This window comes from Ruminococcus bromii (assembly GCF_928721825.1).
In the GTDB taxonomy this organism is placed as follows: Bacteria; Bacillota; Clostridia; order Oscillospirales; family Acutalibacteraceae; genus Ruminococcoides; species Ruminococcoides bromii.
This window is the reverse complement of sequence record NZ_CAKMVP010000003.1, coordinates 990,755-1,015,541: the sequence shown is the minus strand read 5'-3', so window position 1 is coordinate 1,015,541 and position 24,787 is coordinate 990,755. Positions and strand designations below refer to the sequence as shown.

Below are 24,787 nucleotides of genomic sequence, written 5' to 3'. Positions count from 1 at the left end.
CGTTGTGCTTTTTATTGATTATAAATTTACAGGTTCAAATTTGTAAGCCTTTTGATATATTCAAAACTGAAAATACTTGGATAGAGTGGTATATAAAATGGATCAATTTTTTAATGTAAGCGGTCAGTTGCTTGAGGGATTCGGCGAAAACTGTATAATTTTCATTGTAACCCTGCTTGCGGCAATTCCGCTCGGACTTATTATCTCAATGGGTTCAATGTCAAAATTCAAGCCGTTAAAATGGCTGACAAAAACATTTGTGTGGATAATCAGAGGTACTCCGCTGATGCTCCAGCTTTTCGTAGTGTTCTATGTTCCGCCGCTTGTGTCAAACGGCAGTGTGACATTTGCACGAATGAATGCCGCACTTATCGCATTTATAATCAATTATGCCGCATATTTTTCTGAAATCTTCCGTGGCGGTATCGAGTCTGTTCCAAAGGGACAGTACGAGGCAGGTCAGGTGCTTGGCATGACAAAGGGTCAGATTTTCTTTAAGGTTGTGCTTTTGCAGGTTGTAAAGAAAATTACTGCACCCATGGGCAACGAAATTATCACTCTTGTAAAGGATACTTCGCTTTCAAGCGTTATCGCAATTCCGGAAATTCTTATGAGAGCAAAGGACTTCTCAATGCAGGGACTCATCTGGCCGCTTTTCTATTCGGCAGTATTCTTCCTCGCATTCTGCGGAATTCTTACCTTGCTTTTCTCATTTATCGAGAAAAAGCTTGATTACTACAAGGGTTAAGGGGGAAAGGTTATGTCTTTGTTAAATGTTGAAAACATCCGTAAAAGCTACGGCAAAACAGAGGTTTTGAAAGATATCAGCTTTTCTCTTAAAAAGGGCGAGGTGCTTGCGATTATCGGCTCATCGGGTTCGGGCAAGACTACGCTGTTAAGGTGTCTTAATTTTCTTGAAACTCCGGGCAACGGCAAGATTTCCGTCAATGACAAGGTGCTTTTTGACAGCAATGACAGCTCTGCAAAGAGCGACAGCGAAATCAGAAAAAGACGGCTTCACTTCGGACTTGTGTTCCAGTCATTTAACCTGTTTCCGCAATATACGGTTATCGAGAATATTATGCTTGCTCCAAAGCTTGCCGCAAAAGAGCAGATAAAGCAGACAGGCGAATATATGGGCGCAAAAAGCTATAAAGAGGCTCATGAAATTATCAAGAGCAATGCAAAGTCTTTGCTTGAAAGGGTAGGCCTTTCCGAAAAGAGCGAGTCATATCCTTGTAACCTCAGCGGCGGTCAGCAACAGCGTGTTGCAATTGCAAGAGCGCTTGCACTCAATCCCGATGTGCTCTGCTTCGACGAGCCTACCTCCGCACTTGATCCCGAACTCACGGGTGAGGTGCTTAATGTTATCCGCAGTCTTAAAACCTCCGACAGCACAATGATTGTTGTAACTCACGAAATTGAGTTTGCAAGAGATGTTGCCGACAAGATCATTTTTATGGCTGACGGTGTAATCGCCGAAGAGGGCACTCCCGAACAGGTAATCAACAATCCGCAAAATCCAAGAACCCAGGCATTTTTGTCAAGGTTCAACTGATAACTGAATATTAGGTGGGGAAAGCACTCGAAAGGGTGCTTTTTTACATATTTTTACAAATAACCTTGAAAAGTTTATGCCATTGTGCTATAATAATCGTGTCATTCACTGACAAAGGCACAAAGCCTGAAAAAATGAGAAATTCCGATAGGAAAAACGGAGGAAAAACAAATGAAAAGAATTTTCACAATCAGCGTTGCGGCTGTTATGGCACTTCTTATGGTGCTTTCACTTACAGCTTGCGGTAATTCAACACTCGGCTATTACAAGCTTACAAGTGCAGAAGCAAGCGGTATGAGCTTTGACAGCAGTACTCTTGCCGCTGTCGGTATGGACAAAGGCTACATTCTTCTTAAAGAAGACGGCAAGGCTAAGCTTTCTGCAGCCGGTCAGGAGCAGGAGCTCACATACGATGACAAGAACTTTACAGCAGACGGCGATAGCATTCCATACACACTCAAAGACGGTGTTATTACAATGGAAAAAGATGGCACAAAGCTCGTTTTCACATTTGACGCTAACTTCAAGCCTGAGACATCAACAACAGAGTCATCAAAGTAATAAAACTTAACGGTGCAAAAATTTCGGCAGTCCAAATCGGACTGCCGTTTTTGTATAAACAAAAAAGAAGGGCAGCGGAATTCCGTTGCCCTCAATTTTTATAAGATTTTATCAGTCTGAAAGACACTCGTCAAGCGCATCAACAATTGCGTGCCTGTCCATATGCTGACCGATGAATACAAGCTTGATTTCTCTGTCGCCGTATTTTTCGTCCCACTTTTCAGCCATATCCGGATACTCTGCAAGATAGAGCTTCTGCTGTTTCTTTGGGAATGCGGCAAGCCACTTGCCCTGTTCCGTAGCAGTAATCTGAACGCCTGCCTGCTCGAATACATAAACATCTTCTCTCTTGTCATCAAACCAGAGAACACCCTTTGCACGGACTACGCTCTTTGGCCAGTTCTCAACAAACTGCTGGAGCTTGTCCTGATTGAAAGGACGAATGCGGTGGTAAACAAATGAACCGATGCCGTACTCTTCTTCACCGTCCTCATGATCGTGGTCGTGGTGACAGCAATGGCCGTGTTCGTGGTCGCAATGAGAGTGGTCAAGACCGTCCTCATCATTGTCATGATCGTGATGCTCATGTTCGTCATGGTCTTCATCGTGGTGGTGATGGTGGTGATGATGACCGTGACGGTCTGTATCCTCGTCATCTTCATCCTTATCATAAATCTGAGCCCAACCTGCGGATGCGGCTGTTTCTTCAAAATTAAAGCACTTTGTATCGAGAATATCCTTAACTTCAACCTTGCCGAACTGTGATTCAATAATTCGTGCCTTTGGCTGAAGTGTCTTAATCATAGCCTTAACTCTCTTGAGCTGTTCCTCTGTTACCTTGTCAACCTTGTTGAGGATGATTGTTGAACAGAACTCAATCTGCTGAATAAGAAGGCTTTCAACATCCTCTTCGTCAACATCTTCCTTGAGGAGATCGTCACCGCAGCCAAATTCCGTTGCCATACGGAGTGCGTCAACAACTGTAACAATGTTGTCAAGACGGACAAGCTCCGGTATATTGTTTTCCTTATCGCCCTCAAGAACCGAGATTGACTGTGCAATCGGAAGTGGTTCGCAAATACCGCTCGCCTCAATGAGAATGTAGTCAAACTTGCCTGACTTTACAAGGTCTGTAATCTGGTTGATAAGGTCAACGCTCAAAGTACAGCAGATACAGCCGTTTGTAAGCGGAACAAGGTTTGTATCTTTCTGAGTAACAACGCCTGCCTTTTGAATAAGCTCTGCGTCAATGTTTACTTCACCGATATCGTTTACGATAACGGCACACTTGTAGCCCTCCTGATTGCCGAGGACATGGTTGATAAGAGTAGTTTTGCCTGCACCGAGATAACCTGTAAGAAGCGTTACGGGAACAGGAAGCTTAATGTTAGCCATATATTTCATTTCCTTTCGTTGGATTGTGCTTATTTTATGCGGATTACCGCTGTCCTTAAATATAACACTTTGCAAAATTATTGTCAATACAAAGTGCGGAGTGCGGTCAATCCGAATAGCTGATTATTGCTGTACATTTTGTGTTTTTTGTATAATCACCTTTTATTTATTTTGGTTTTATGTTACAATAGTCAAAAGTAATTTTACGGAGATAGATTATGATTGTACTTGCATCTGCTTCACCACGAAGAAAAGAGCTTTTAAGTTTTATAACAACCGACTTTAAAATTGTTCCAGCAGACATTGACGAAACGGTTGAGAACAATGTTCCGCTTGAAAAGCGTCCCGAATATCTTGCTGTCAAAAAGGCATTGTATATTTCAAAAAACGGCTATGAAAAAGATATTGTAATCGGCTGTGACACAGGAGTTTTTGTTGACGGTAAAATGCTCGGCAAACCTAAGAACAGGGAAGATGCCGAGAATATGTTAAAACTGCTTTCGGGCAGACAGCACAAGGTTATCACGGGTTGTTGTACCGTCAAAAACGGTGTTGCAAAATCATTTTCCAATGTAACGCTTGTTGAATTTTTTGAACTTTCCGATTCGGAAATTGAGGAGTACATTGCAACGGGCGAGCCTTTTGACAAGGCAGGTGCATACGGAATACAGGGCAAAGGTTCTTTGCTTGTAAAGAAGATTGACGGCGATTATTTTAATGTTGTAGGACTTCCTGTAAGTGAATTGAACAGGATTTTGAAAAAGGAGTATTCATATGAATGATAATATAAATAAAACAGTCAATGAAATTCTCGAAAGCTATTCAAAGCATGAACAGACTTGCAGACTTTCGGAGGATAACATTATCAACAAATCTGTGCTTATTCAGGTGCTTGAAGAAATCCGCAAGCTGTTGTTTCCGGGCTACTTTGACAAGAACAGAGTAAGAGAAGAATACATCGGCTATATTGTAGGCGACAGAATAGAATTTATTCAGTACAATCTTAAAAAGCAGATTGCAAAGGCTTTAAAGGGCTGCGAAAAGTGCAACGACCTTTCGTATGACGAGGTTATGGAAAAGTCAGAAAAGCTGGTTTATGAGTTTCTCTCAAAGATTCCGTCTATCCGTGATTACCTTGCAACAGATGTTGTTGCGGCCTTTAACGGCGATCCTGCCGCATACAGTACGGATGAAATCATTCTTTGCTATCCCGGATTTTTTGCAATCACGGTTTACAGAGTGGCACATGAATTGTGGAAACTTAAAATCCCGATGATTCCGAGAGTGCTTTCGGAGTACGCACACGGACTTACGGGAATTGATATTCACCCGGGTGCGACAATCGGCAAATATTTCTTCATCGACCACGGCACAGGCATCGTAATCGGCGAAACTACCGAGATAGGAGAGAATGTAAAAATCTATCAGGGTGTAACCCTCGGCGCGTTGTCAACAAGAAAAGGTCAGCAGCTTAAAGGTGTTAAAAGACATCCTACTATCCGTGATAATGTTACAATCTATTCGGGTACAACTATCCTCGGCGGTGAAACCGTAATCGGCAAGGGCGCAACAATCGGCGGTAACGCCTTTATCGTGAACTCAATTACTGAGGGTATGAAAGTAAGCATCAAAAACCCCGAACTCCAGTTCAGCCCCGACCTTTCGGAAAACAATCAGGACAAGTATTGGTATTGGATGATTTAAGCTTACGCTTTAATGGAAAATGGAAAATTGAAAATTTTGGTCGGGAAAAAAGTTTTGCATAGAACAAACTTCACATTCCCGACCGTATTCGTATTGATTTACCTTGCAAATTAATTGATATAAACAAAATTCTATTAAAGAACAAAACCTGTATGGGCGTTCATTGGACGCCCGCCTTGATGAATGTTTTTGTTTAAACACATATTTTTTGATTTGATTAAAATTGTGTATCCAAATGTAGCGACGAACCGTGTTCGTCAATCGTATCGTGTGTAAACACGATGCGAATAAATATACATAGAAATAACCGAACTTTTAAAAGATACTTTAACAGAAAAACATAACCTTACTTTAAACTAATTATGAACAAATATCTTAAAGAAACGAAAATGTTGGATTATTCAAATCCTAACATACAGCAGTTAATTGAAAACAGAAAATGGCTTGAACTGCAGGAATTTGACAGGCTGAAATCAATTTATAATTTTGTGCGAGATGAAATACTGTTCGGCTACAACATTGACGATAACATTCCTGCCTCAAAAGTTTTGAAAGACGGTTTTGGACAATGCAACACAAAGGGTACTTTGCTTATGGCTTTGCTCAGAGCCTGCAACATTCCTTGTCGGGTACACGGATTTACGATTGACAAAAAACTTCAAAAGGGTGCAATGACGGGAATTGTCTATAAAAATGCTCCGCAAAATGTGTTTCACAGTTGGGTTGAAGTGTATTTTGAAGATAAGTGGTACGAACTCGAAGCGTTTATTCTCGATAAAAAGTATCTGAACAATTTGCAGAAAATTAACAGCAGTTGCTCAGGTGCATTTTGCGGTTACGGTGTTGCCGTTAAAGATTTCAAAAATCCTGTCATAGATTTTGACCGAAATAACACCTATATTCAAAGCGAGGGTATTAATCAAGATTTCGGTGTTTATGATTCTCCCGACGATTTGCTCAAAGAACATCATCAGCAAATGTCACCAGTAAAGGCTTTTTTATATAAAAATCTCGGCAGACATTTAATGAACCGCAATGTCAGAAAAATTAGAAATTTTTAATTGAAAATTGAAAAAGGTGAACTAAAATGTTAAGACTAAGACCGTACAAAAGCTGTGATTCAAAACACATAGCCGACTGGATTAAAAATGAGGAAACTTTTGTAAAATGGGGCGGAGAAAGCTTTGGTTCGTACCCGATTAATGCAAAAATTATTGATGATAAATATAAACTTAATAACGGCGATTGCGTTGAAGATGACAATTTTTACCCTATGACCGCATTTGACGACAGCGGTGTTGTCGGACATTTTATAATGCGATACATAAACGGCAACAACAAGATACTTCGTTTCGGCTGGGTAATTGTTGATGATACGCAAAGGGGAAAGGGTTACGGCAAGCAAATGCTTGAACTCGGACTCAAATATGCCTTTGAAATTTCGGGTGTGGAAAAGGTCACAATCGGCGTATTTGAAAACAATATCCCTGCGTACAAATGCTACAAATCAATCGGTTTCAATGAAATTGCTTCCGACTGCTACGAAACCGAAACCGTAAACGGCGAAGAGAGTAAAATAATCGAGCTTGAAATCACAAAATCAGATTATATAAACCACAACAAAAGGAAGTGACAATATGCCCGACTTCACAGTACGGTACGCTAAGAAATCGGAACTTGAGCGTGTGAATGAAATTCGTTATCAGGTCAACAGGGTTCATTCAAACGGCAGACCTGATATATTCCGAGATGATTTCTGCGATGAGATGAAAAACATAGTATACAAAGTTTTTGACGGCGAATATTCCGATGTTATCGTTGCCGTGAACGGTGACACAATCTGCGGATTTGCAACCGTTGAATACATAGTCAAGGAAAAATCTCCGTACGGTTTGCAGAGAAAATTCTATCAGATTGCTGAATTCGGAGTTGATGAAAACTTCCGCAGAATGGGTGTTGCAACTAAGCTAATAAGCTTCTGCAAACAAGAGGCTAAGAACAGAGGCTTTGACAGGCTGAAACTTGATGTGTGGGAATTTAACGAGGGTGCAATGAAGTTTTACGATTCCGTAGGATTCAAAACCTACAGAGAATACAAGGAAATGAATATTTAAACCGAAAAAATCCGTATGAAGATTGCTCCATACGGATTTTATTTTGTGTATCAAATTTTATTTATTGCCATTTAAAGGTGACGAGTCCGTAAACATAGATAAATGCGATAGCTGTAGGAACTACATATTTGAAAATCGGTTTCATCCACGAACGCACTTTCATACCGATGCCCATGTTGGCTTCTTTAATGAAGTTATCCCAACCCCAGCCGAACTTGTTGCAACAGAACAGAGCAAGCACAAGAGAACCGAGAGGAAGAACATTTGTGGAAACAATGAAGTCCCAAAAATCAAGCCATGTTGTACCCTCTGCAAACGGCTGAAAATGAAGAACGCTGAATCCGAGAGCCGTTGTGAGTGCAAGCACAAACACTACAATTCCGCAAATAAGACTGCCTTTTATTCTTGACCAGCCTGTCAAATCACGAATCATTGCAAGAATATTTTCGCAAACACCCAAAACGGTTGACATTGCCGCAAACACCATAAACAGGAAGAAGAGCGAACCCCATATTCTTCCGCCGGGCATATTGTTGAACACGGTTGCCATTGTGTCAAACAAAAGGTTCGGACCTGAATTAACTTCAAGGTTGTAAGTAAAGCAGGCAGGGAAGATGATTATGCCTGCAAGCAGAGCTACGAGTGTGTCAAGAGAGATAACATTGATTGCCTCGCCCATAAGTGAATGGTCTTTGCCGATATAACTTCCGAAAATAGCCATACCGCCCATACCTGTTGACAGCGAGAAAAATGCCTGATTCATCGCACCCACAACAACATCACCGTTGATTTTTGAAAAGTCGGGTTTGAGGTAAAATGTCATACCCTCACCCGAACCGCTCAAAAACAGACTGTGGATTGCAAGCACAATCATAAGTGCAAGCAAAGCAATCATCATATATTTTGTTATCCTCTCAAGTCCGCCCTGAATGTTGAACGAGAGTATAACAAAGGCGATAACAACCGTTATCATCATAAAAATAACATTGACTGACGGATTTGCAATCATTGTGGTAAATCCGAGGTCACGGTTGTTACCCGTCAGAAAATTTATGAAGTAGTAAATTATCCAACCGCAAACAACTGTGTAAAAAGCCATAATTGCAAGGTTGCCCACAAGGCATGCCCAACCGAAACCGCCCCATTTTTGCTTTGGCTTTTCAAGTTTGCGGTACATTTTAATCGGACTTGTCTGTGCCGCTCTGCCCACCGAAAATTCCATTATCAAACACGGAATTCCCAAAACAATAAGACAGATGATGTACACAAGCATAAAACTTCCGCCACCGTATTGTCCGCACATCCACGGAAACTTCCACACATTTCCGCAACCGATTGCACAGCCTGCCGAAAGCATTATAAAGCCGAGTCGGCTTCCTAATTTTTCACGATTCACAACACAAGTCCTCCTGCCGAATTTATTTTATCTACACAATATTTTTTCGTCATAAATACTGCTCCTTTGTTTATTTTGCAATACAAAGAGTAGTATAGCAAATAAAATACCATTTGTAAAATTGATAAAACTGTGCTATAATAGCGAAGATATCGTTCGTATAAAAGAGGATTTAGTTATGGATACCAATGTGCTTAAAACCTTTGTAGCTGTGTGCGAATATTCGGGATTTTCTGCTGCAGCGGAAAAGCTCGGCTATACCCAGTCAACCGTTTCATCACAGATAAAACAGTTGGAAAGCGAGCTTAACACGGTGCTTTTTGACCGCTTTTACCACAGAATCAGCCTGACTTCCGACGGCATAACGGTTCTGCAACACGCAAGAGAAATTCTTGAATCTCACGAAAAGATGCTTGAAGATTTGCGTACCCCCGAAACAATCGAGGGCAACATTCGCCTTGCAATGTCAAGTTCTGTCTGCAACCGATTTTTTAAAGATGATTTTCTTGAGTTCAGAAAGCATTTTCCTAATATTCACCTTGTCGTTGTCGAAAGCGGTACAGAGCAGATGTTTGATATGTTACGCAAAAATGAGGTTGATTTGATTTTTACGCTTGACAGCCACATTTATGATTCGGAATTTATAATTTGTGCAGAGCATGAGGAAAAGGTTCACTTCTTTGCATCAGTTGACAATCCACTTTTGAATAAAGAAAATATTTCGCTAAAAGAATTATGCACCGAGGATTTTGTACTGACCGAAAGTAATATGAGCTACAGAAAATTGCTCAACAATGAACTTGCCGCACAATCGCTTGAAATTCACCCCGTTTTGGAAATAGGAAACCCTCTACAAATTTGTTCTCTAATCAAAAACAGCAAAATGATCTCGTTCTTGCCTGATTTCATCACGGAGGATTACTACAATTCGGGAGAGATAAAACATCTTCCCGTCAACGATTGTGATGTTTCGGTGTGGACGCAGTTGCTTATCCACAAAAACAAGTGGAAATCTCCTGCGCTTAATGCGTTTATTGATTTTTATCGGGATGTTATACGAAAATAAAAAGTATCACATTTTGCCCTACGCACCGCCGTATTGCGTTATGATAATCTTGGCAAGCTTTGCGTTCGGCTTTTTAATATTGACGGGGTACTGTAACTTTTTTTCATAGACAAACATCAGCAATCCTCCTCGTTTTCCCACGGCCACGGTCCCTTTATCCAGCACCACATATTGGTGCTTGTCATACTCTTTTTCAAAGGACCGAATTTTTCTTCATATTCTTCAACAAGCGGTTTCAATTTTTCTTTGAAACCGTTCATTTTTTGTATCATTGCCGTATCGTGCGGATGAGTGTCAAGATAAATCTGAAGGTCAAGAGCGGCAAATTCGTAGGTTGAAATTTTCTTTAAAAGAATTTCTCTTTCAGTCAAGTCCCTCACCGCATTTCTTTCCGTAGAATGGTTTGTTGAGAACGGGGAACATTGTACCCGACTCAAGTCCCTGCAACGGGCTGTAGGTTGGGGAGTCGAACTGCTGAAAGGGAACATATGCCATAGCCTCGCTTGTTCTCTTTGGCAGACTCGGTATTCCGTACTGCTGAGAAATAATTTCTTTAATATCCAATTTAATTCTCCTTTTTGTTCAAACTTATGAACATTGCTGTTCATTCTCATAATATGCCCGTTTCAAACTTGTGTTTACATAATAAAAAAACAGAGCCGACAGCAATGCCGTCAGCCCTGTTAGAGATGTTTTACCGTGAATATCCGATTAAATGTTAATTAACCTTTTTGGCAGAATTTGAAGTAACCTTTGCAATGATTGCAAAAACTACGCAAAGCACAATTCCGATTGCCGAAACGATGCCTACAAGAGTAAAGTTTGTGTTTGAAATGAGTGAAAAATCAAGCACACCGCTGTCGGGGTTCTGAAGTGACGCAAAAACTGCAACAGCGTCAATAATTACGGCAACCATAAGTGAAAGAATTGAAATTGATGCCGAAACGGTTTCTGTAAGGTTCTTTTCAATTTTCTTTGCAACGCTGATTTTTTCACTTCTGAAGTTAAGACAGCCGAAAAGCCAGAATACAGCCGCCGCATTGATTATTGTTTCGGGAATCATATATGTAGCGTTGTAGCTGAGTGAATAGAGAAGTCCGTCGGTTGAGGGGATTGAAACACCTGCCCATACGGTACAGCCTGAAATTACATGACAGATATATCTCAAAGCACAAACTCCTACCGTGCCTGTTACGGCAGCGGCAGACGGATTGCTGACCTTGTTTCTGAGAAAGCCTGCAAGGCCGATAACCGTGAATGCGAATATATAGTCCAAGAAAATGATTGTTACAGCTGCCAAAAATGATGTTGCGTATGAGAGGGTTGACGCAGTTTGAATAAGCTGAATAATGCTGAATACAAATCCCGAAAGCAATCCCCATTTTACACCGTGACGATATGAGATAATTACAATCGGAACAATGCTGAATGCGGTAACACTGCCGCCGTAGGGAAGTTCAAGAATTTTTACAAAGCTTAAAACTGCCGCAAGTGCAATCATAATTGCACATTCGCACATAACAAGTGCATTTTTCTTACCGTTCGTTTTCATTAAAACTACTCCTTAAAATAAAATTCTCTCGGAGAAAAAACACAACAAAAAAGGAGTATGCCAAAAAGACATACTCCAAGTGCGTACACTTCAAGCTTGATATGTCCCTTCGTTGGCATTATCCAAATCAGGTTTACGGTCGAAATCGAATTTCCTCTCAGCCGATAACAGCTCCCGTTTTGTATGTGATTATTCTCACCTTAACTTAAGAATGTACTCACCCGTTTAAACGGCGGAGAACACTCACAGGATTATTATAAACTGTATTTTGCAATTTGTAAATCATTTTGTGTGCAATGTTACAGATAATCGCATATTAATTGACAAATGCTTCGCTTTTGTGCTAATATGTAATCTGTGATTTTGCGGTTTATTGCCGAATGGCAGTACATTTTGCAATAATTGACAAACTAATTGAAGAAGGTTTTTTAATGGACAGCAGATTTAATTCACCGGCTGAAATTGCGTCGCTGGTGTCAAAATCAGGTGTAACAAAATCAATGCTTTCTCTGCCGAAAATGATTTTGCTCGGACTTATGGCAGGCGCATTTATCGCATTCGGCGGTGCGGCAAGTGATGTTGCAATGCACGGAGTTGCCGATGTGGGGCTTGCAAGAGTGGTTGCAGGCGTAATCTTCCCTGTAGGACTTATGCTCGTTGTGTTCACAGGCAGTGAACTTTTTACAGGCAACTGCCTTATGATTATTCCGACACTTGAAAAGAAAATTAAAGTCGCTTCAATGTTAAGAAATCTTGTAGTTGTTTATATTTCAAACTTTGTCGGTGCAATGATTATTGATTTGCTGATATTTTTTTCGGGACAGCTCAATTATTCAAACGGCGGACTCGGCGCTTTTACAATCAAGGTTGCACTTGCCAAAACAACAATCAATCCTGCAACAGCAATTATCAGCGGCATACTTTGCAACATTCTCGTATGCCTTGCAATTGTTATGGCAACAGGCGCAACAGATGCAATCGGCAAGATTTTCGGTGTATTTTTCCCGATTTGTGCATTTGTAGTTTGCGGATTTGAACACTGCGTTGCAAATATGTTCTATATTCCGACAGGTGTTATGGCGGCAATGAATCCCGAATATGTTGCAAAAGCTCAGGAGCTTTACGGTATTACGGCACAGCAATGTCAGAATCTTGCAAATCTTTCGGGCTGTGAATCTCTGCTGTTCGTTACAATCGGCAACATAATCGGCGGTATGGTCTTTGTGGGACTTCCGCTCTATTTTGCCTATATTCGCAAAAAGAAAAGTGCTTAAAATACATAAACATAAATAATTCAAGAGAGCAGTCGTTTTGACTGCTCGTTTTCTTTTTAGTGCAAATTATTTAAAAGTATGTTATAATAAGCCTTACAAAACAAAAACGGAGGATATAATGGATTATTCACAGATTCTTTCACAGCAGTTTAATATTAAAGAGGAGTATGCAAAGAACATCATCACATTGCTTGATGACGGCAACACTATTCCTTTTATTGCACGATACAGAAAGGAAATGCACGGTTCAATGGATGACCAGTTGATTCGTGAATTTGCCGAAAAGCTTGAATATCTAAGAGGGCTTGACAAGCGCAGAGATGAAATCCGTTCACTCATTGACGCACAGGAAAAACTCACGGATGAAATCAACCTTGCACTTGACAAGGCTGCCACACTAAGCGAACTTGAGGATATTTACCGTCCGTACCGTCCAAAGAGAAAGACAAGGGCGTCAATTGCAAAGGAAAAGGGACTTGAACCGCTTGCTAACGATATTTTAAAGCAGGAAAAAGGTTTTGATCCGTCAAAGTCGGCAGTTGATTATATTGACGAAGAAAAGGGAGTTACCTCCGTTGAAGATGCAATTCAGGGTGCAATGGATATCATTGCTGAACTTGTGTCGGATAATGCGGAAATCCGTAAGAGAATAAGAAATCTTACAAACGCAAACGGTGTGCTTGTGTCTGTTGCAACAGATGAAGAAAAGGACAGCGTTTACAAAAATTATTATGACTACAAAGAGCCTGTTAAAAAGATTGCAGGTCACAGAGTGCTTGCCGTGAATCGTGGTGAAAAAGAGGGATTTCTCAAAGTCAGCGTTGAAACCGACAGCGAAAAACCGCTTAATTCAATTTTCAGAGCAATGATTACAGACAAAAATCAGCTTTGTTCAGACATTATCCGTGAGGCTTGCACAGACGCTTATCAGCGACTTATTTATCCCTCAATTGAGCGTGAGGTCAGAAACGACCTTACAGATACCGCCTCTGAAAATGCTATGAAGGTTTTTGCCGTAAACCTCAAGCAGCTGCTTATGCAGCCGCCTGTAAAGGGCAAAACCGTGCTTGCACTTGATCCGGGATATCGCACAGGCTGTAAGACTGCCGTTGTTGACAGCACAGGCAAGGCGCTTGATACAACCGTAATTTATCCTACACATTCAGACAAAAAAATTCAGGAGTCAAAGCAGACCTTGCTCCGCCTCATCAAAAAGCATCATGTTGATATTATTTCAATCGGCAACGGTACTGCAAGCAAGGAAACCGAGATGTTCACAGCCGAAACAATCAAAGAGGCTGACCACCCCGTTTATTATATGGTAGTTAGCGAGGCAGGTGCGTCGGTTTATTCGGCATCAAAGCTTGCCGCAACAGAACTTCCCGACCTTGATCTCACACTCAGAAGTGCCGTGTCAATTGCAAGACGACTTCAGGATCCTCTTGCAGAGCTTGTTAAGATTGAGCCTAAGGCAATCGGTGTCGGTCAGTATCAGCACGATATGCCGCAGAAAAAACTCGGTGAAACACTTGACGGTGTTGTAGAGGATTGCGTAAACTCGGTTGGTGCAGATCTTAATACGGCATCGCCTGCACTTTTGTCGAGAGTGTCGGGACTTAACGCAACCGTGTGCAAGAATATTGTTGCTTACCGTGAAGAAAACGGTGCGTTCTCATCAAGAGCAGAACTCAAGAAAGTTCCGAAACTCGGACCTAAAGCGTTTGAGCAGTGTGCAGGATTTTTGCGTGTTCCCGAAAGCAGAAATCCGCTTGATAACACAGGCGTTCACCCCGAAAGCTACAAGAGTGCAAAAGAACTTTTAGGACTTCTTGAATATTCTGACAAAGAAATAAAATCAGGCAACTTCTCCGATATTCAGCAGAGAGTAAAGGCAAAGGGAACAAAGTCACTTGCCGATGTTCTCGGAATCGGACTTCCGACTCTTGACGATATTGTAAAGGAACTTTCCAAACCGGGCAGAGATCCCCGTGATGAACTGCCAGCACCAATGCTTAGAAGTGATATTCTCGACATCAAGGATTTGAAAGAGGGAATGGAGCTTAAAGGAACGGTCAGAAATGTAATCGACTTCGGCGCATTTGTCGATATCGGTGTGCATCAGGACGGACTTGTTCACATTTCGCAGATTTGCGATAGGTACATCAAGCACCCGAGCGAAGTTCTCAAAGTCGGTGATGTTGTAAATGTAAAGGTTCTTTCAGTTGATCCCGAAAAGAACAGAATTTCTCTCACAATGAAATTTTAATGCGAATAAAGCAAAAAGACAGTTCTATTGTTCCGCAAATCACCTTTGCATTATTCCGCAACTGTTGATATTGTTCCGTAAAAGGAGATTTTTAAATGCGTAAACTGGCTGTATATGTACACGGAAAGGGTGGTAATGCTACAGAATCGGAGCATTACAAACCTTTGCTACCTGAATATGATGTTATAGGCTTTGACTATAAATCAGAAACACCGTGGGATGCAAAACAGAAATTTACAAATCTGTTCGATAATTATTGCAAAAATTATGATTATATAGTTCTGATTGCGAATAGCATAGGTGCATTTTATTCTATGAATGCCTTTTCAGATAAACAGATTGACAAAGCTATGTTTATTTCGCCTGTTGTAGATATGGAAAACCTCATTACCAATATGATGAAATGGGCGAATGTAACAGAGAATGAACTTCGTGATAAGAAAACAATCTCTACTGAATTTGGTGAAACTTTATCTTGGAAATATCTTTGCTATGTTCGTGAAAACCAAATTTCTTGGAATGTTCCCACCTCAATTTTATACGGTGAAAATGATAACCTTACATCATTTGAGATAATCAATAAATTTGCAGAGAAGATAAACGCTGACCTTACTGTTATGAACGGCGGTGAACATTGGTTTCATACAGCTGAACAGGTGAAATTCTTGGATAATTGGCTAACAAAGTTCATTTGATGTTATTTACAATGACGAGGTGTGCTTATGAAAAAGGCGGTTGCAATAATTTGTACTATTGTTATTTTTGCGTTTTATTTAAGCGTGTCGAATTGTTGAATCAATCGAAAAAGTGTATCGCCTTATTGAAAGCAGTTGAGTAAAAACAAAGGCTGACGATTTCTCGTCAGCCTTTTGTGTGTAATATTCGGTAATTATTCAGCCTTTTACTGCATATGATTTTCAAGGTGATTTTTCAATGCGGCAAAGGTTTCGTCGCTGATAATGTGTTCCATTTTGCAGGCATCTGCGGCGGCAGTTTCGGGATTAACTCCGAGCTTAACAAAGAGCTTTGAAAGAACGGTGTGTCTTTCATATGTTTTTTCTGCAATTTCCCTGCCGAGGTCGGTAAGAATAAGCGAGCCGTCATCGCCGACTTTAAGATAGCCGCCCTCTTTGAGAAGACCGACCGCACGGCTTACGCTTGGCTTTGAATATCCCATTTCTTCACATACATCAATTGATCTTATATAATTGCTCTTTTTTGAAAGAACATATATTGTTTCAAGGTACATTTCACCTGATTCTTTTAATTGCATAGTCTGCACTCCTTTACATTGTCTAATCATATCATGATATGAACAAAAAATCAATAAAATTAATTGTGCTTTCAATAATTATGAAAAAACGATTTACCGAAATCAACAAAAATGATATCCGAATTACAGATGTGAAATATTCAATTTGCCAAAATTCAAAATAAAATAAATTTTTTTCGCAAGCCTATTGACATATTTCGAGTTTTATAGTACCATATAATCGGTTAGCGAGAGCTAACCTTTGATTAACGAATATTGTTAGTATCTGCTAACTTAAAGGAGATTGATTTTATGATGCCTTTGATGTTTGCTAACACAGGTGAAACCAATATTATTAAGAAAGTCGGAGGTTCTCCCGAGGTTAAAAAGCACCTTGAAAATCTCGGCTTTGTTGCCGGCGGAGAGGTTACTATTATTTCGTCACTCGGCGGAAATGTTATCGTTAACGTAAAGGAAACACGGGTTGCAATCAGCGAAGAAATGGCTCGTAAAATTATGATTTGATTCTATGTAACAAACACACGGCGGAGTTGTTCCGAGAGGTGTTTTTATACGGCTTTATGCTCAATTTTAGATGGAGGAAACTGTTATGAAAACTTTAAAACAGGCAAAAGTAGGTGAAACCGTAAAGGTTGTTAAGCTTCACGGTGAAGGCGCTGTCAAACGCAGAATTATGGATATGGGCATCACAAAGGGTGTTGAAATTTACATCAGAAAAGTTGCTCCGCTCGGAGATCCGATTGAAATTACTGTAAGAAATTATGAACTTTCGCTCAGAAAAGCCGATGCTGAAATGATTGAAGTTGAGTAATTTATACTTATAAATCCTACGGGAGAAATCCCGTATTTTTATAACATTACGGTTAGCTTTTGCTAATCTAAGAGAGGATAACTGATATATGGAAATTAAAATTGCTCTTGCAGGTAACCCTAACTGCGGTAAAACAACTTTGTTTAACGCACTCACGGGTTCCAATCAGTTTGTCGGTAACTGGCCCGGCGTAACTGTTGAGAAAAAAGAGGGTAAGCTCAAAAAGCACAAGGATGTTACAATCATGGACTTGCCCGGTATCTATTCACTTTCACCTTATACTCTTGAAGAGGTTGTTGCCCGTAACTATCTTGTCGGTGAACGCCCCGATGCGATTCTCAACCTTATTGACGGTACTAACCTTGAAAGAAACCTTTACCTCACAACACAGCTTACAGAACTCGGTATCCCTGTTGTTGTGGCAATCAATATGATTGACCTCGTTAAGAAGAACGGCGATTCAATCAACATTGATGAGCTTTCAAGACAGCTTGGTTGTAAGGTTATGGAAATTTCGGCTCTTAAAGGCACAGGCATTATGGAAGCTGCCGAGGCCGCAATCAAAGCTGCAGGCTCAGCAAAGACAATCCCCATGCACAGCTTTAACGGTGTAGTTGAACACGCAATCGCTCACATTGAAGAGGCTGCGGTTCACGATATGCCCGAGGAACAGCAGCGTTGGTACGCTATCAAAATTTTTGAGCGTGATGACAAGGTTCTTGCAAAGCTTGACATTCCGCAGAATGTTATTGACCACATTGAAAAAGATATTCAGGCGGCTGAAAAAGAGCTTGATGATGACGCAGAGAGTATCATCACTAATGAGAGATACATCTACATTGCCTCCATCATCAAGAGCTGTTATAAGAAGAAAAACAAGGGTAGGCTTACAACATCGGACAAGATTGATAAGGTTGTAACCAACCGTTGGCTCGGCCTTCCGATTTTTGCGGTTATTATGTTCCTTGTTTACTACATCTCAATGCAGACAGTAGGTACTGCCGCAACTGACTGGGCAAATGACGGTCTTTTCGGTGACGGTTGGCACCTTTTCGGTATAGGTTCATCACAGGCTGCCGAGGCTGAAGAAACCTACGGCGATTCAGATGCAATTATCGAGGCATTCAATGCTAAGTACGGAAATGACGACATTGCCGAAGCTGTTGACCTTGAATCTGAAAATTATTCCGAAGATGCCGCTAAGGCTGCTCTTGCAGAACTCGTAAATCTCACACCTTCAGACGCAAGTGTTACATATTCTGTTCAGGATGAAGAAACTCTTGAAATTACAGAAACTCCCGACACTAAGAAATCTGCTCTTGAAAAGGCTGTTTCAAACTACCTCAACACAGATTATAAAGAGGGTTACGGTGCTCCCGATGCCGCAACATACGGAGTCTGGGTTCCCGGTATTCCTGTTCTTATCGGCAACGGTCTTGATGCAATCAACTGTGCAGACTGGCTCAACGGTCTTATCCTTGACGGTGTCGTAGCCGGTGTAGGTGCGGTTCTCGGCTTTGTTCCGCAGATGCTTGTACTCTTTATTCTCCTTGCTTTCCTCGAAAGCTGCGGTTATATGGCTCGTATCGCATTCGTACTCGACCGTATCTTCCGTAAGTTCGGTCTTTCGGGTAAGTCGTTTATCCCAATGCTTGTAGGCACAGGCTGCGGTGTTCCGGGTATCATGGCATCCCGTACAATCGAGAATGAGCGTGACCGCCGTATGACTATTATGACAACAACATTCATTCCATGCGGTGCTAAACAGCCGTTTATCGCTATGATTGCAGGCGCTATCTTCGGTGGTTCACCGTGGATTGCAACATCGGCTTACTTCATCGGTATGGCTGCAATCGTAGTTTCAGGCATTATGCTTAAAAAGACAAAGATGTTCTCAGGCGATCCCGCTCCGTTTGTAATGGAGCTTCCGGCTTATCATCTTCCGACAGTAGGCAACCTTCTCCGTTCAATGTGGGAGCGTGGCTGGTCATTCATCAAGAAAGCCGGCACAATCATTCTCCTTTCAACAATCCTTGTTTGGTTCACAACATACTTCGGATTTGTTGACGGTACATTCCGTATGCTCGGTGAGGACGAAATCGGAAACTCAATTCTTGCCGCAATCGGTAACGGTCTTGCATGGATTTTTGCACCGCTCGGTTGGGGCAACTGGCAGGCAACCGTCGCATCTATCACAGGTCTTGTTGCTAAGGAAAACATCGTTGGTACAATGGGTATCCTTTATCCGGGCGGATGGACAGAAATCGGCACCGCATTCACAGGACTCAGTGGTTTCTCGTTCCTTCTCTTCAACCTCCTCTGTGCTCCTTGCTTTGCCGCTATGGGTGCTATCAAGAGAGAGATGAACAACATCAAGTGGTTCTGGTTCGCAGTCGGTTATCAGTGCGTATTTGCTTATGCAATTGCATTTATGGTATTCCAGTTCGGTTCAATCTTTGCAGGCGGTCTTAATGTAATCGGTCTTATCTTTGCTGTTGCAGTATTTGCATTTATGATTTATATGCTCGTAAGACCTTACAAAGAGGCTACAACTCTTAAAGTTAAGCCGGCTAAGAAGTAATAAATTTATTGATTAACAATGGGAGGAATAAAAATGTTTGAATGGTTAGCGGCTAATATCGGCACAATCATTGTTGCATTGATAGTTATTGCCGTGATTGCTTTTGTGGTTGCCCGTATGGTAAAAGACAAAAAAGAGGGCAAATCCTCCTGCGGTGCAAACTGTGCGCACTGTGCGTACCGCGGTGACTGCCATAATCATAGGTAAATGTTTTGTAGGGGTGCAGTCCAAAAAGCTGCACCCTTTTTTGTTTGTTATTGAAATTATGAATTTGGTGTTGAAGAAATTTTACGGTGTAAAGTGTATTCAGAACTATATTCTGAATCGTAAAAAATAAAAGGAGGGATAAATATGGAGTATGTTTTTTACGGATTGCTTGCCGTGGCATTCATTGCGTTTGTGGTTCTCGTAATCAGAAGTTACAAGAAAAAGCTTGCAAGCGGATGTTGCGGTGCAAGTGACGAAAGCGTTAAGAAAAACAAGGTTGCCGATAAGGATAAGTCGCATTATCTCTATGAAAAAACTCTTGTTGTTGACGGAATGGTCTGCAAAAACTGTTCCGCAAGAGTAGAAAACGCACTCAATTCAATTGACGGTGTGTGGGCGGAAGCCGATGTTTCCTCCGGCAGGGTTACGGTCAGAATGAAAAGAGAAATTGAGGATAAAGTCCTCAAAAAGACAGTTAACGGTATAGGCGCGTACACCGTTATGAAGGTGGAGTAAGGCTTTTTAGGAGAAGAGAGGCGACCTTATGGCAGTATTGCAGAAAATTGATAATCCGTACGGTATGATACAGACCGTTGAACACTGCGAATCGTTCAGCATATACCGTTCACAGGACAGCACGGGCGATTGCGAGGTCACCGTGTACCCTGTATTTTCGGGCATTGAGCTTGTGTATTACGATGTTCATATGCAAAGTTGTGACATTAATCTTGCAAAGGGAAGAGAAATGCTCATCATCACGCATTGTCAGGAGGGCAGAATTGAGTTTGAATACAAAAACGGCGAATATCTTTACCTTGCGTCGGGTGATTTGTCAATACAGAAGAATACGGAGAACATCCGACACAGATATTGTCCGCTGAGCCACTACCACGGTGTGTCGGTTGCAATTGATATGAACCGTGTGCCAAGGTGTTTTTCGTGTATTCTTGACGATGTTTTTGTCAGCCCCGAAGAGCTTGAAATGAAATTCTGTTCCGAAAAGCCGTACTCAATTATGCGTGAAAATATCAGCATTGAGCATATTTTTTCGGAACTCTATTCCGTTCCCGAAAATATCCGAAAGGGTTATCATAAGGTTAAGGTGCTTGAACTTCTTTTGTTTTTGAGCGGTCTTGAATACAAGGGTGAGAGTGAGGAAAGACGGTATTTTTCACGCTCACAGGTTACCGCCGCAAAAGAGGCAAAAAAATATCTGCTTGCTCACCTTGACGAGCATATAACAATTACAGAGCTTGCCGATATGCTCGGTATCTCTTCAACTTCTCTCAAGATCTGTTTTAAGGGTGTCTACGGCGACACTATTAACGGCTACATAACGAACTGTAAAATGCAAAAGGCCGCCTCGCTTTTGAAAAACACCGACAAAAGTGTTCTTGAAATTGCAGGAATTGTCGGCTACAACAACGGCAGTAAGTTTGCGGGTGCTTTCAGAAGGGTGATGAACAAATCACCGAATGAGTACAGAAAATCGCTCGTTTGAACAGAGCCTTATATGTCCGTAAAGAGCAGTAAAAAGACTTTGTAAAGTGCTATAATAACATTGTCGAAAAGATACGCCTATATTCTTTTCTGACGGACTGCGGAAATATCCGCAGAGTATTTGATGATTACTTTGCCGGGTAATTATTCATAATATCTCTTCTCCTTTCAGGGACAGCGTTTGCTGTCCCTAAATCTTTGCAGAAATTGTCTGTCCGTTTGGAGCGTAGAAAACCTTTTGAGAGCCGATAACAACATTGATTGATGGTATATTTTAACTGTAAGATAAAGACTACAAACAAGTCTTGCTTATGGAATCAAGTTAGCGAAAGCTAACTGTAAAACACTTATCGGATAATCACTGTGGTGTATTTATTCAATTCAACTCTATTCAAATCATTCATTCAATTTTTAGAGGAAAAGATGTCAGAGGATTTAATTATCAAGCATTGTTCCCCAACGCTTGCAGGAATAAAAACGGCTAATCTTTTCAACTGTCCGTACTCGTCACGGCTTGAGTGCGAATGTGATGTAAGAAGGCTGAATAAAATGTTCTGCAAAAAGGGAATAAAAGTTTTGCCACTGAAGTTCAGCAACGGAAAGGCTTTAATCTATATTTTTCGCCCGTCCAAGCTTGCTGTTGATTTATCCGATAAATATGCGTGTAAGCTGCTTGAATCGCAGGGGTATCATTCACATGATGCCGCACGCTGTATAAGGGAGCTTCGCCACCGTCTTAAAGACTCAACTGAGTTTCCGCACGAAATCGGACTGTTCCTCGGTTATCCTCCCGAAGATGTCCGCGGCTTTATTCTTCATAAAGGAAATTGCTGTAAATGTTCAGGCTGCTGGAAGGTTTACGGTAATGAAGAAAAAGCAGTCAAAGAATTTGCCAAATTCAAAAAATGTTCTGACATCTATTACTCTAAGTGGTTACAAGGCACACCTATCCAAAAGCTGACGGTTGCGTGTAACTGATTTAAGGTGCAATTAACTATTAAACTGAAAGGTGAGTATACAAATATGAGTAAAGTAGCAGTAGTATTCTGGAGCGGTACAGGCAACACAGAGCAGATGGCAGAAGCCGTTGCCGAGGGTGCAAAGTCCGCTGGCGCAGAAGTTACTCTTGCAAATGTAAACGATTTTGATTCTTCATCGGTTGCCGATTTTGACGGCATTGCATTCGGCTGTCCCGCAATGGGTGCAGAGGTTCTTGAGGACAGCGAGTTTGAGCCTGTTTTCAATGAATGTGAAAGTGCATTAAACGGCAAAAGCATTGCCCTCTTCGGTTCATACGGCTGGGGTGACGGCGAATGGATGAGAAACTGGGAAGACACCTGTAAGGGTGACGGTGCAAACCTTGTTTGCGAAAGCGTTATCTGTAACGATGCTCCCGATGACGACGCCCTTGAGGCTTGCAAAAAGCTTGGCGCATCACTCGCTTAACTTAGGCAGTAAGTATTCAAATAGTTAATACCAATTTCATAATTTCATAGAAACGCCTGTTTACACCTGTAAGCAGGTGTTTTTATTTGTTCGTTATTATTATTTTTATTCTGTTTGCGAATTATGAATAAGACTTTAAAAAATCCTGCAAAAATTCCCTTTGTTTATTCCAAAAAAACTTGATTTTAAAGCCTTGTTGTATTAAAATAAGCAATGGATACATATAGAAAAGGAAGTAATTGGTATGCTTACATTAGACAAAATCTATCACGCATCATATGTTTTGAAGGATGTTATCAGACAGACTAATATCGTTCAGGCAAGGGGTATTTGTGATGATTGTGATATTTATCTCAAACCCGAAAATCTTCAGATTACAGGTTCGTTCAAGGTAAGAGGTTCAGGTTACAAGATTTCTCAGCTTACCGAAGAAGAAAAGGCAAGAGGTGTTATTGCCTGTTCTGCTGGCAACCACGCTCAGGGTGTTGCACTTGCCGCTACAAAGTACGGAATCAAGTCGCTCATCTGTCTTCCTGACGGTGCGCCTATTTCAAAGGTTGAGGCTACTAAGAACTACGGAGCCGAGGTTTGTATGGTTCCCGGTGTTTATGATGACGCTTATAACGAGGCTTTAAGACTTCGTGATGAAAAGAACTATACATTTATCCACCCGTTTGACGATGAAAATGTAATTGCAGGTCAGGGTACAATCGGTATCGAAATTATGAACGAAATGCCCGATGTTGACGCTGTTGTATGTGCAATCGGCGGCGGCGGACTTATTTCGGGTGTTGCCTGTGCAATCAAGAGCCTTAATCCTAACATTAAGGTTTACGGTGTTCAGGCTGAGGGTGCTCCTTCAATGGTTGAGTCAATCAAGAACGGCGAGCCTGTTCATCTTGACAGCGTTTCTACAATTGCCGACGGTATTCAGGTTAAAGAACCGGGTGAGCATACATTTGAATATGTTAAGAAGTATGTTGACGATATCGTAACGGTAAGTGATGACGAAATCTCATCTGCAATTCTCAAGCTTATTGAGTCACAGAAGATGATTGCCGAGGGCGCAGGCGCAGCTCCTTTGGCTGCTGTAATGTTCAACAAGCTCCCCGTTAAGGGCAAGAAGGTTGTTTGCGTTGTATCAGGCGGTAACATTGATGTTACAATCCTTTCAAGAGTTATCAAGCGTGGACTTCTTATGACAGGCAGACAGCAGACTGTTTGCGTTGAACTTCAGGATAAGCCCGGTCAGCTTGTTGCCGTTTCAAATATTATTGCAGAAAAGGGTGCAAATGTAATTTCTATCCACCACGAAAGAGGCGGAGAGGGTACGGATGTAAACGGTTGTTACCTCCGTGTTGTTCTTGAAACAAGAGATTTTGCTCAGATTAAAGAAATTCACGACGCACTTGTTGACGCAGGCTTTAAGCTTGTTTAATCAGTAATTTTTAATATATTGACAGGAGGTCATTATAATGGAAAAGGTTTATACTAAAAATGCTCCCGATGCTATCGGTCCGTATTCACAGGCTGTAAAGGTAAACGGTCTTGTTTTTACATCTGGTCAGATTGCAATTAACCCTGCAACAGGCAATGTTGAGGCTGCAACAATTGAGGCTCAGACAGAACAGGTTTGCACAAACCTTAAAAATGTTCTTGAGGCATCAGGCAGTTCACTTGAAAAAGCTGTTAAGACAGTTTGTTTCTTAAAAAATATGGAAGATTTCGGTGCTTTCAATGAGGTTTACGGCAAGTATTTCACATCAAAGCCGGCAAGAAGCTGTGTTGCAGTAAAACAGCTTCCAAAGGATGTCCTTGTTGAAGTTGAGGTTATTGCAGAAGTTTAATTCTGGTTAAGAATTAAAACAATATCTACATAAAAAATCACAATCCCGATTAACCGTAAAAAGTTAATCGGGATTTTTGTGTTAATTATGAATACCACAATCCGGTAGGGGCGTTCATTGGAAGCCCGCACGGCGAGCCGCCGTACCCAATTTGTGCAGATAGTTTGTAATGCCCACAAAACATATCAAGCCCGAGCGTAGCATTGTAATTGTTTGTACAATTCATCAACAATATT

28 protein-coding genes, 1 pseudogene and 1 riboswitch are annotated in these 24,787 nt (G+C 41.2%); of the genes and pseudogenes, 22 read left to right on the top strand and 7 right to left on the bottom strand.

Annotated elements, in window-relative coordinates:
• Positions 1-97: 97 nt before the first annotated feature.
• From QDI94_RS05125 to QDI94_RS05115, 3 genes are all read left to right on the top strand, one after another.
• Complete coding sequence (locus QDI94_RS05125; RefSeq protein ID WP_021883421.1) at positions 98-748, top strand: amino acid ABC transporter permease; 651 nt, start codon at positions 98-100, stop codon at positions 746-748.
• A 12-nt stretch (positions 749-760) separates the two neighbouring features.
• Complete coding sequence (locus QDI94_RS05120) at positions 761-1,558, top strand: amino acid ABC transporter ATP-binding protein (protein ID WP_021883420.1); 798 nt, start codon at positions 761-763, stop codon at positions 1,556-1,558.
• Between the two features lie 171 nt (positions 1,559-1,729).
• Positions 1,730-2,119 carry a hypothetical protein gene (locus tag QDI94_RS05115; protein ID WP_278867708.1) on the top strand — a complete coding sequence of 130 codons (390 nt, stop codon included), beginning with the start codon at positions 1,730-1,732 and terminating at the stop codon, positions 2,117-2,119.
• Between the two features lie 111 nt (positions 2,120-2,230).
• Here the strand turns inward: QDI94_RS05115 and QDI94_RS05110 are convergent, their stop codons facing one another.
• Positions 2,231-3,514 (bottom strand): GTP-binding protein, encoded by a 1,284-nt coding sequence (locus tag QDI94_RS05110; protein ID WP_101028610.1) that lies wholly within the window; start codon positions 3,512-3,514, stop codon positions 2,231-2,233.
• Positions 3,515-3,732: 218 nt separating this feature from the next.
• Between QDI94_RS05110 and QDI94_RS05105 the strand changes: the two genes are divergently transcribed.
• The 5 genes from QDI94_RS05105 (at position 3,733) to QDI94_RS05085 (ending at position 7,332) form a co-directional block, all read left to right on the top strand.
• On the top strand, positions 3,733-4,296 hold the full coding sequence (locus QDI94_RS05105; protein WP_101028609.1) for a Maf family protein: 564 nt from the start codon (positions 3,733-3,735) through the stop codon (positions 4,294-4,296).
• Positions 4,289-5,218, top strand: a complete 930-nt coding sequence (gene epsC / locus QDI94_RS05100) for a serine O-acetyltransferase EpsC (protein ID WP_015523570.1) — start codon at positions 4,289-4,291, stop codon at positions 5,216-5,218. The genes QDI94_RS05105 and epsC overlap by 8 nt, the downstream gene beginning before the upstream one ends.
• A 362-nt stretch (positions 5,219-5,580) precedes the next feature.
• On the top strand, positions 5,581-6,279 hold the full coding sequence (locus QDI94_RS05095; protein WP_278867703.1) for a transglutaminase-like domain-containing protein: 699 nt from the start codon (positions 5,581-5,583) through the stop codon (positions 6,277-6,279).
• Between the two features lie 26 nt (positions 6,280-6,305).
• Positions 6,306-6,851 carry a GNAT family N-acetyltransferase gene (locus tag QDI94_RS05090; protein WP_278867700.1) on the top strand — a complete coding sequence of 182 codons (546 nt, stop codon included), beginning with the start codon at positions 6,306-6,308 and terminating at the stop codon, positions 6,849-6,851.
• Positions 6,852-6,855: 4 nt separating this feature from the next.
• Positions 6,856-7,332 carry a GNAT family N-acetyltransferase gene (locus QDI94_RS05085; RefSeq protein ID WP_278867698.1) on the top strand — a complete coding sequence of 159 codons (477 nt, stop codon included), beginning with the start codon at positions 6,856-6,858 and terminating at the stop codon, positions 7,330-7,332.
• Positions 7,333-7,393: 61 nt separating this feature from the next.
• Here QDI94_RS05085 and QDI94_RS05080 read toward each other — a convergent pair whose 3' ends face one another.
• Positions 7,394-8,728 carry a sodium-dependent transporter gene (locus QDI94_RS05080; protein WP_021883415.1) on the bottom strand — a complete coding sequence of 445 codons (1,335 nt, stop codon included), beginning with the start codon at positions 8,726-8,728 and terminating at the stop codon, positions 7,394-7,396.
• A 178-nt stretch (positions 8,729-8,906) separates the two neighbouring features.
• Here QDI94_RS05080 and QDI94_RS05075 point away from each other — a divergent pair, with 178 nt between their 5' ends.
• Positions 8,907-9,794: a LysR family transcriptional regulator gene (locus QDI94_RS05075; protein WP_021883414.1), complete on the top strand. Its 888-nt coding sequence runs from the start codon at positions 8,907-8,909 to the stop codon at positions 9,792-9,794.
• 24 nt (positions 9,795-9,818) lie between these two features.
• Here QDI94_RS05075 and QDI94_RS05070 read toward each other — a convergent pair.
• The 4 genes and pseudogenes from QDI94_RS05070 to QDI94_RS05055 form a co-directional block, all read right to left on the bottom strand.
• Positions 9,819-9,911, bottom strand: a pseudogene (locus tag QDI94_RS05070) (manganese catalase family protein); the annotation flags it as partial.
• A complete protein-coding gene (locus tag QDI94_RS05065) occupies positions 9,911-10,174 on the bottom strand; it encodes a spore coat protein CotJB (RefSeq protein ID WP_278418411.1) in 264 nt (87 codons plus the stop codon). The gene QDI94_RS05065 and the pseudogene QDI94_RS05070, both read right to left, overlap by 1 nt.
• A complete protein-coding gene (locus tag QDI94_RS05060) occupies positions 10,158-10,358 on the bottom strand; it encodes a spore coat associated protein CotJA (protein WP_242956402.1) in 201 nt (66 codons plus the stop codon). Before QDI94_RS05060 ends, QDI94_RS05065 begins: the two co-directional genes overlap by 17 nt.
• A gap of 154 nt (positions 10,359-10,512) precedes the next feature.
• The gene (locus QDI94_RS05055) at positions 10,513-11,346 is read right to left on the bottom strand and encodes an energy-coupled thiamine transporter ThiT (RefSeq protein WP_117966487.1); all 834 of its coding nucleotides are present in this window, start codon (positions 11,344-11,346) and stop codon (positions 10,513-10,515) included.
• Positions 11,347-11,433: 87 nt separating this feature from the next.
• Positions 11,434-11,534, bottom strand: a riboswitch (TPP riboswitch).
• Positions 11,535-11,777: 243 nt separating this feature from the next.
• Between QDI94_RS05055 and QDI94_RS05050 the strand changes: the two genes are divergently transcribed.
• The 3 genes from QDI94_RS05050 to QDI94_RS05040 all read left to right on the top strand — a co-directional run bounded on the left by QDI94_RS05050 (position 11,778) and on the right by QDI94_RS05040 (position 15,581).
• On the top strand, positions 11,778-12,620 hold the full coding sequence (locus QDI94_RS05050) for a formate/nitrite transporter family protein (RefSeq protein ID WP_021883410.1): 843 nt from the start codon (positions 11,778-11,780) through the stop codon (positions 12,618-12,620).
• A 118-nt stretch (positions 12,621-12,738) separates the two neighbouring features.
• The gene (locus QDI94_RS05045; protein WP_278867690.1) at positions 12,739-14,886 is read left to right on the top strand and encodes a Tex family protein; all 2,148 of its coding nucleotides are present in this window, start codon (positions 12,739-12,741) and stop codon (positions 14,884-14,886) included.
• Between the two features lie 95 nt (positions 14,887-14,981).
• Complete coding sequence (locus QDI94_RS05040) at positions 14,982-15,581, top strand: alpha/beta hydrolase (protein WP_278867687.1); 600 nt, start codon at positions 14,982-14,984, stop codon at positions 15,579-15,581.
• Between the two features lie 206 nt (positions 15,582-15,787).
• On the opposite strand, the gene QDI94_RS05035 is transcribed toward QDI94_RS05040, so the two are convergent.
• On the bottom strand, positions 15,788-16,159 hold the full coding sequence (locus QDI94_RS05035; RefSeq protein WP_117881374.1) for a metal-dependent transcriptional regulator: 372 nt from the start codon (positions 16,157-16,159) through the stop codon (positions 15,788-15,790).
• A gap of 291 nt (positions 16,160-16,450) precedes the next feature.
• Here QDI94_RS05035 and QDI94_RS05030 point away from each other — a divergent pair, with 291 nt between their 5' ends.
• The 10 genes from QDI94_RS05030 to QDI94_RS04985 all read left to right on the top strand — a co-directional run bounded on the left by QDI94_RS05030 (position 16,451) and on the right by QDI94_RS04985 (position 24,551).
• Positions 16,451-16,663: a FeoA family protein gene (locus QDI94_RS05030; protein WP_117950276.1), complete on the top strand. Its 213-nt coding sequence runs from the start codon at positions 16,451-16,453 to the stop codon at positions 16,661-16,663.
• Positions 16,664-16,748: 85 nt separating this feature from the next.
• Positions 16,749-16,970 carry a FeoA family protein gene (locus QDI94_RS05025; RefSeq protein WP_021883406.1) on the top strand — a complete coding sequence of 74 codons (222 nt, stop codon included), beginning with the start codon at positions 16,749-16,751 and terminating at the stop codon, positions 16,968-16,970.
• A gap of 88 nt (positions 16,971-17,058) precedes the next feature.
• Positions 17,059-19,551 carry a ferrous iron transporter B gene (gene feoB, locus QDI94_RS05020; protein ID WP_278867684.1) on the top strand — a complete coding sequence of 831 codons (2,493 nt, stop codon included), beginning with the start codon at positions 17,059-17,061 and terminating at the stop codon, positions 19,549-19,551.
• Between the two features lie 33 nt (positions 19,552-19,584).
• The gene (locus tag QDI94_RS05015; RefSeq protein WP_101028599.1) at positions 19,585-19,758 is read left to right on the top strand and encodes a FeoB-associated Cys-rich membrane protein; all 174 of its coding nucleotides are present in this window, start codon (positions 19,585-19,587) and stop codon (positions 19,756-19,758) included.
• A 144-nt stretch (positions 19,759-19,902) separates the two neighbouring features.
• Positions 19,903-20,274 carry a heavy-metal-associated domain-containing protein gene (locus tag QDI94_RS05010; protein ID WP_278867679.1) on the top strand — a complete coding sequence of 124 codons (372 nt, stop codon included), beginning with the start codon at positions 19,903-19,905 and terminating at the stop codon, positions 20,272-20,274.
• Between the two features lie 28 nt (positions 20,275-20,302).
• Positions 20,303-21,259, top strand: a complete 957-nt coding sequence (locus QDI94_RS05005) for a helix-turn-helix domain-containing protein (RefSeq protein ID WP_021883403.1) — start codon at positions 20,303-20,305, stop codon at positions 21,257-21,259.
• Positions 21,260-21,681: 422 nt separating this feature from the next.
• Positions 21,682-22,236 carry a DUF3793 family protein gene (locus tag QDI94_RS05000; RefSeq protein ID WP_278867676.1) on the top strand — a complete coding sequence of 185 codons (555 nt, stop codon included), beginning with the start codon at positions 21,682-21,684 and terminating at the stop codon, positions 22,234-22,236.
• Between the two features lie 45 nt (positions 22,237-22,281).
• Complete coding sequence (locus QDI94_RS04995; RefSeq protein ID WP_015523591.1) at positions 22,282-22,704, top strand: flavodoxin; 423 nt, start codon at positions 22,282-22,284, stop codon at positions 22,702-22,704.
• A gap of 244 nt (positions 22,705-22,948) precedes the next feature.
• A complete protein-coding gene (gene ilvA / locus QDI94_RS04990) occupies positions 22,949-24,142 on the top strand; it encodes a threonine ammonia-lyase (RefSeq protein WP_101028595.1) in 1,194 nt (397 codons plus the stop codon).
• A gap of 37 nt (positions 24,143-24,179) precedes the next feature.
• Positions 24,180-24,551 carry a RidA family protein gene (locus QDI94_RS04985; protein ID WP_015523593.1) on the top strand — a complete coding sequence of 124 codons (372 nt, stop codon included), beginning with the start codon at positions 24,180-24,182 and terminating at the stop codon, positions 24,549-24,551.
• The last annotated feature ends 236 nt before the right edge of the window (positions 24,552-24,787 follow it).

What these genes read in the sequence shown, in the direction of transcription:
- QDI94_RS05125 (WP_021883421.1), top strand. Translation starts at nt 98, where the DNA reads ATGGATCAATTTTTTAATGTAAGCGGTCAGTTGCTTGAGGGATTCGGC.
- QDI94_RS05120 (WP_021883420.1), top strand. Translation starts at nt 761, where the DNA reads ATGTCTTTGTTAAATGTTGAAAACATCCGTAAAAGCTACGGCAAAACA.
- QDI94_RS05115 (WP_278867708.1), top strand. Translation starts at nt 1,730, where the DNA reads ATGAAAAGAATTTTCACAATCAGCGTTGCGGCTGTTATGGCACTTCTT.
- QDI94_RS05110 (WP_101028610.1), bottom strand. Translation starts at nt 3,514, where the DNA reads ATGGCTAACATTAAGCTTCCTGTTCCCGTAACGCTTCTTACAGGTTAT.
- QDI94_RS05105 (WP_101028609.1), top strand. Translation starts at nt 3,733, where the DNA reads ATGATTGTACTTGCATCTGCTTCACCACGAAGAAAAGAGCTTTTAAGT.
- epsC (WP_015523570.1), top strand. Translation starts at nt 4,289, where the DNA reads ATGAATGATAATATAAATAAAACAGTCAATGAAATTCTCGAAAGCTAT.
- QDI94_RS05095 (WP_278867703.1), top strand. Translation starts at nt 5,581, where the DNA reads ATGAACAAATATCTTAAAGAAACGAAAATGTTGGATTATTCAAATCCT.
- QDI94_RS05090 (WP_278867700.1), top strand. Translation starts at nt 6,306, where the DNA reads ATGTTAAGACTAAGACCGTACAAAAGCTGTGATTCAAAACACATAGCC.
- QDI94_RS05085 (WP_278867698.1), top strand. Translation starts at nt 6,856, where the DNA reads ATGCCCGACTTCACAGTACGGTACGCTAAGAAATCGGAACTTGAGCGT.
- QDI94_RS05075 (WP_021883414.1), top strand. Translation starts at nt 8,907, where the DNA reads ATGGATACCAATGTGCTTAAAACCTTTGTAGCTGTGTGCGAATATTCG.
- QDI94_RS05055 (WP_117966487.1), bottom strand. Translation starts at nt 11,346, where the DNA reads ATGAAAACGAACGGTAAGAAAAATGCACTTGTTATGTGCGAATGTGCA.
- QDI94_RS05050 (WP_021883410.1), top strand. Translation starts at nt 11,778, where the DNA reads ATGGACAGCAGATTTAATTCACCGGCTGAAATTGCGTCGCTGGTGTCA.
- QDI94_RS05045 (WP_278867690.1), top strand. Translation starts at nt 12,739, where the DNA reads ATGGATTATTCACAGATTCTTTCACAGCAGTTTAATATTAAAGAGGAG.
- QDI94_RS05040 (WP_278867687.1), top strand. Translation starts at nt 14,982, where the DNA reads ATGCGTAAACTGGCTGTATATGTACACGGAAAGGGTGGTAATGCTACA.
- QDI94_RS05035 (WP_117881374.1), bottom strand. Translation starts at nt 16,159, where the DNA reads ATGCAATTAAAAGAATCAGGTGAAATGTACCTTGAAACAATATATGTT.
- QDI94_RS05030 (WP_117950276.1), top strand. Translation starts at nt 16,451, where the DNA reads ATGATGCCTTTGATGTTTGCTAACACAGGTGAAACCAATATTATTAAG.
- QDI94_RS05025 (WP_021883406.1), top strand. Translation starts at nt 16,749, where the DNA reads ATGAAAACTTTAAAACAGGCAAAAGTAGGTGAAACCGTAAAGGTTGTT.
- feoB (WP_278867684.1), top strand. Translation starts at nt 17,059, where the DNA reads ATGGAAATTAAAATTGCTCTTGCAGGTAACCCTAACTGCGGTAAAACA.
- QDI94_RS05015 (WP_101028599.1), top strand. Translation starts at nt 19,585, where the DNA reads ATGTTTGAATGGTTAGCGGCTAATATCGGCACAATCATTGTTGCATTG.
- QDI94_RS05010 (WP_278867679.1), top strand. Translation starts at nt 19,903, where the DNA reads ATGGAGTATGTTTTTTACGGATTGCTTGCCGTGGCATTCATTGCGTTT.
- QDI94_RS05005 (WP_021883403.1), top strand. Translation starts at nt 20,303, where the DNA reads ATGGCAGTATTGCAGAAAATTGATAATCCGTACGGTATGATACAGACC.
- QDI94_RS05000 (WP_278867676.1), top strand. Translation starts at nt 21,682, where the DNA reads ATGTCAGAGGATTTAATTATCAAGCATTGTTCCCCAACGCTTGCAGGA.
- QDI94_RS04995 (WP_015523591.1), top strand. Translation starts at nt 22,282, where the DNA reads ATGAGTAAAGTAGCAGTAGTATTCTGGAGCGGTACAGGCAACACAGAG.
- ilvA (WP_101028595.1), top strand. Translation starts at nt 22,949, where the DNA reads ATGCTTACATTAGACAAAATCTATCACGCATCATATGTTTTGAAGGAT.
- QDI94_RS04985 (WP_015523593.1), top strand. Translation starts at nt 24,180, where the DNA reads ATGGAAAAGGTTTATACTAAAAATGCTCCCGATGCTATCGGTCCGTAT.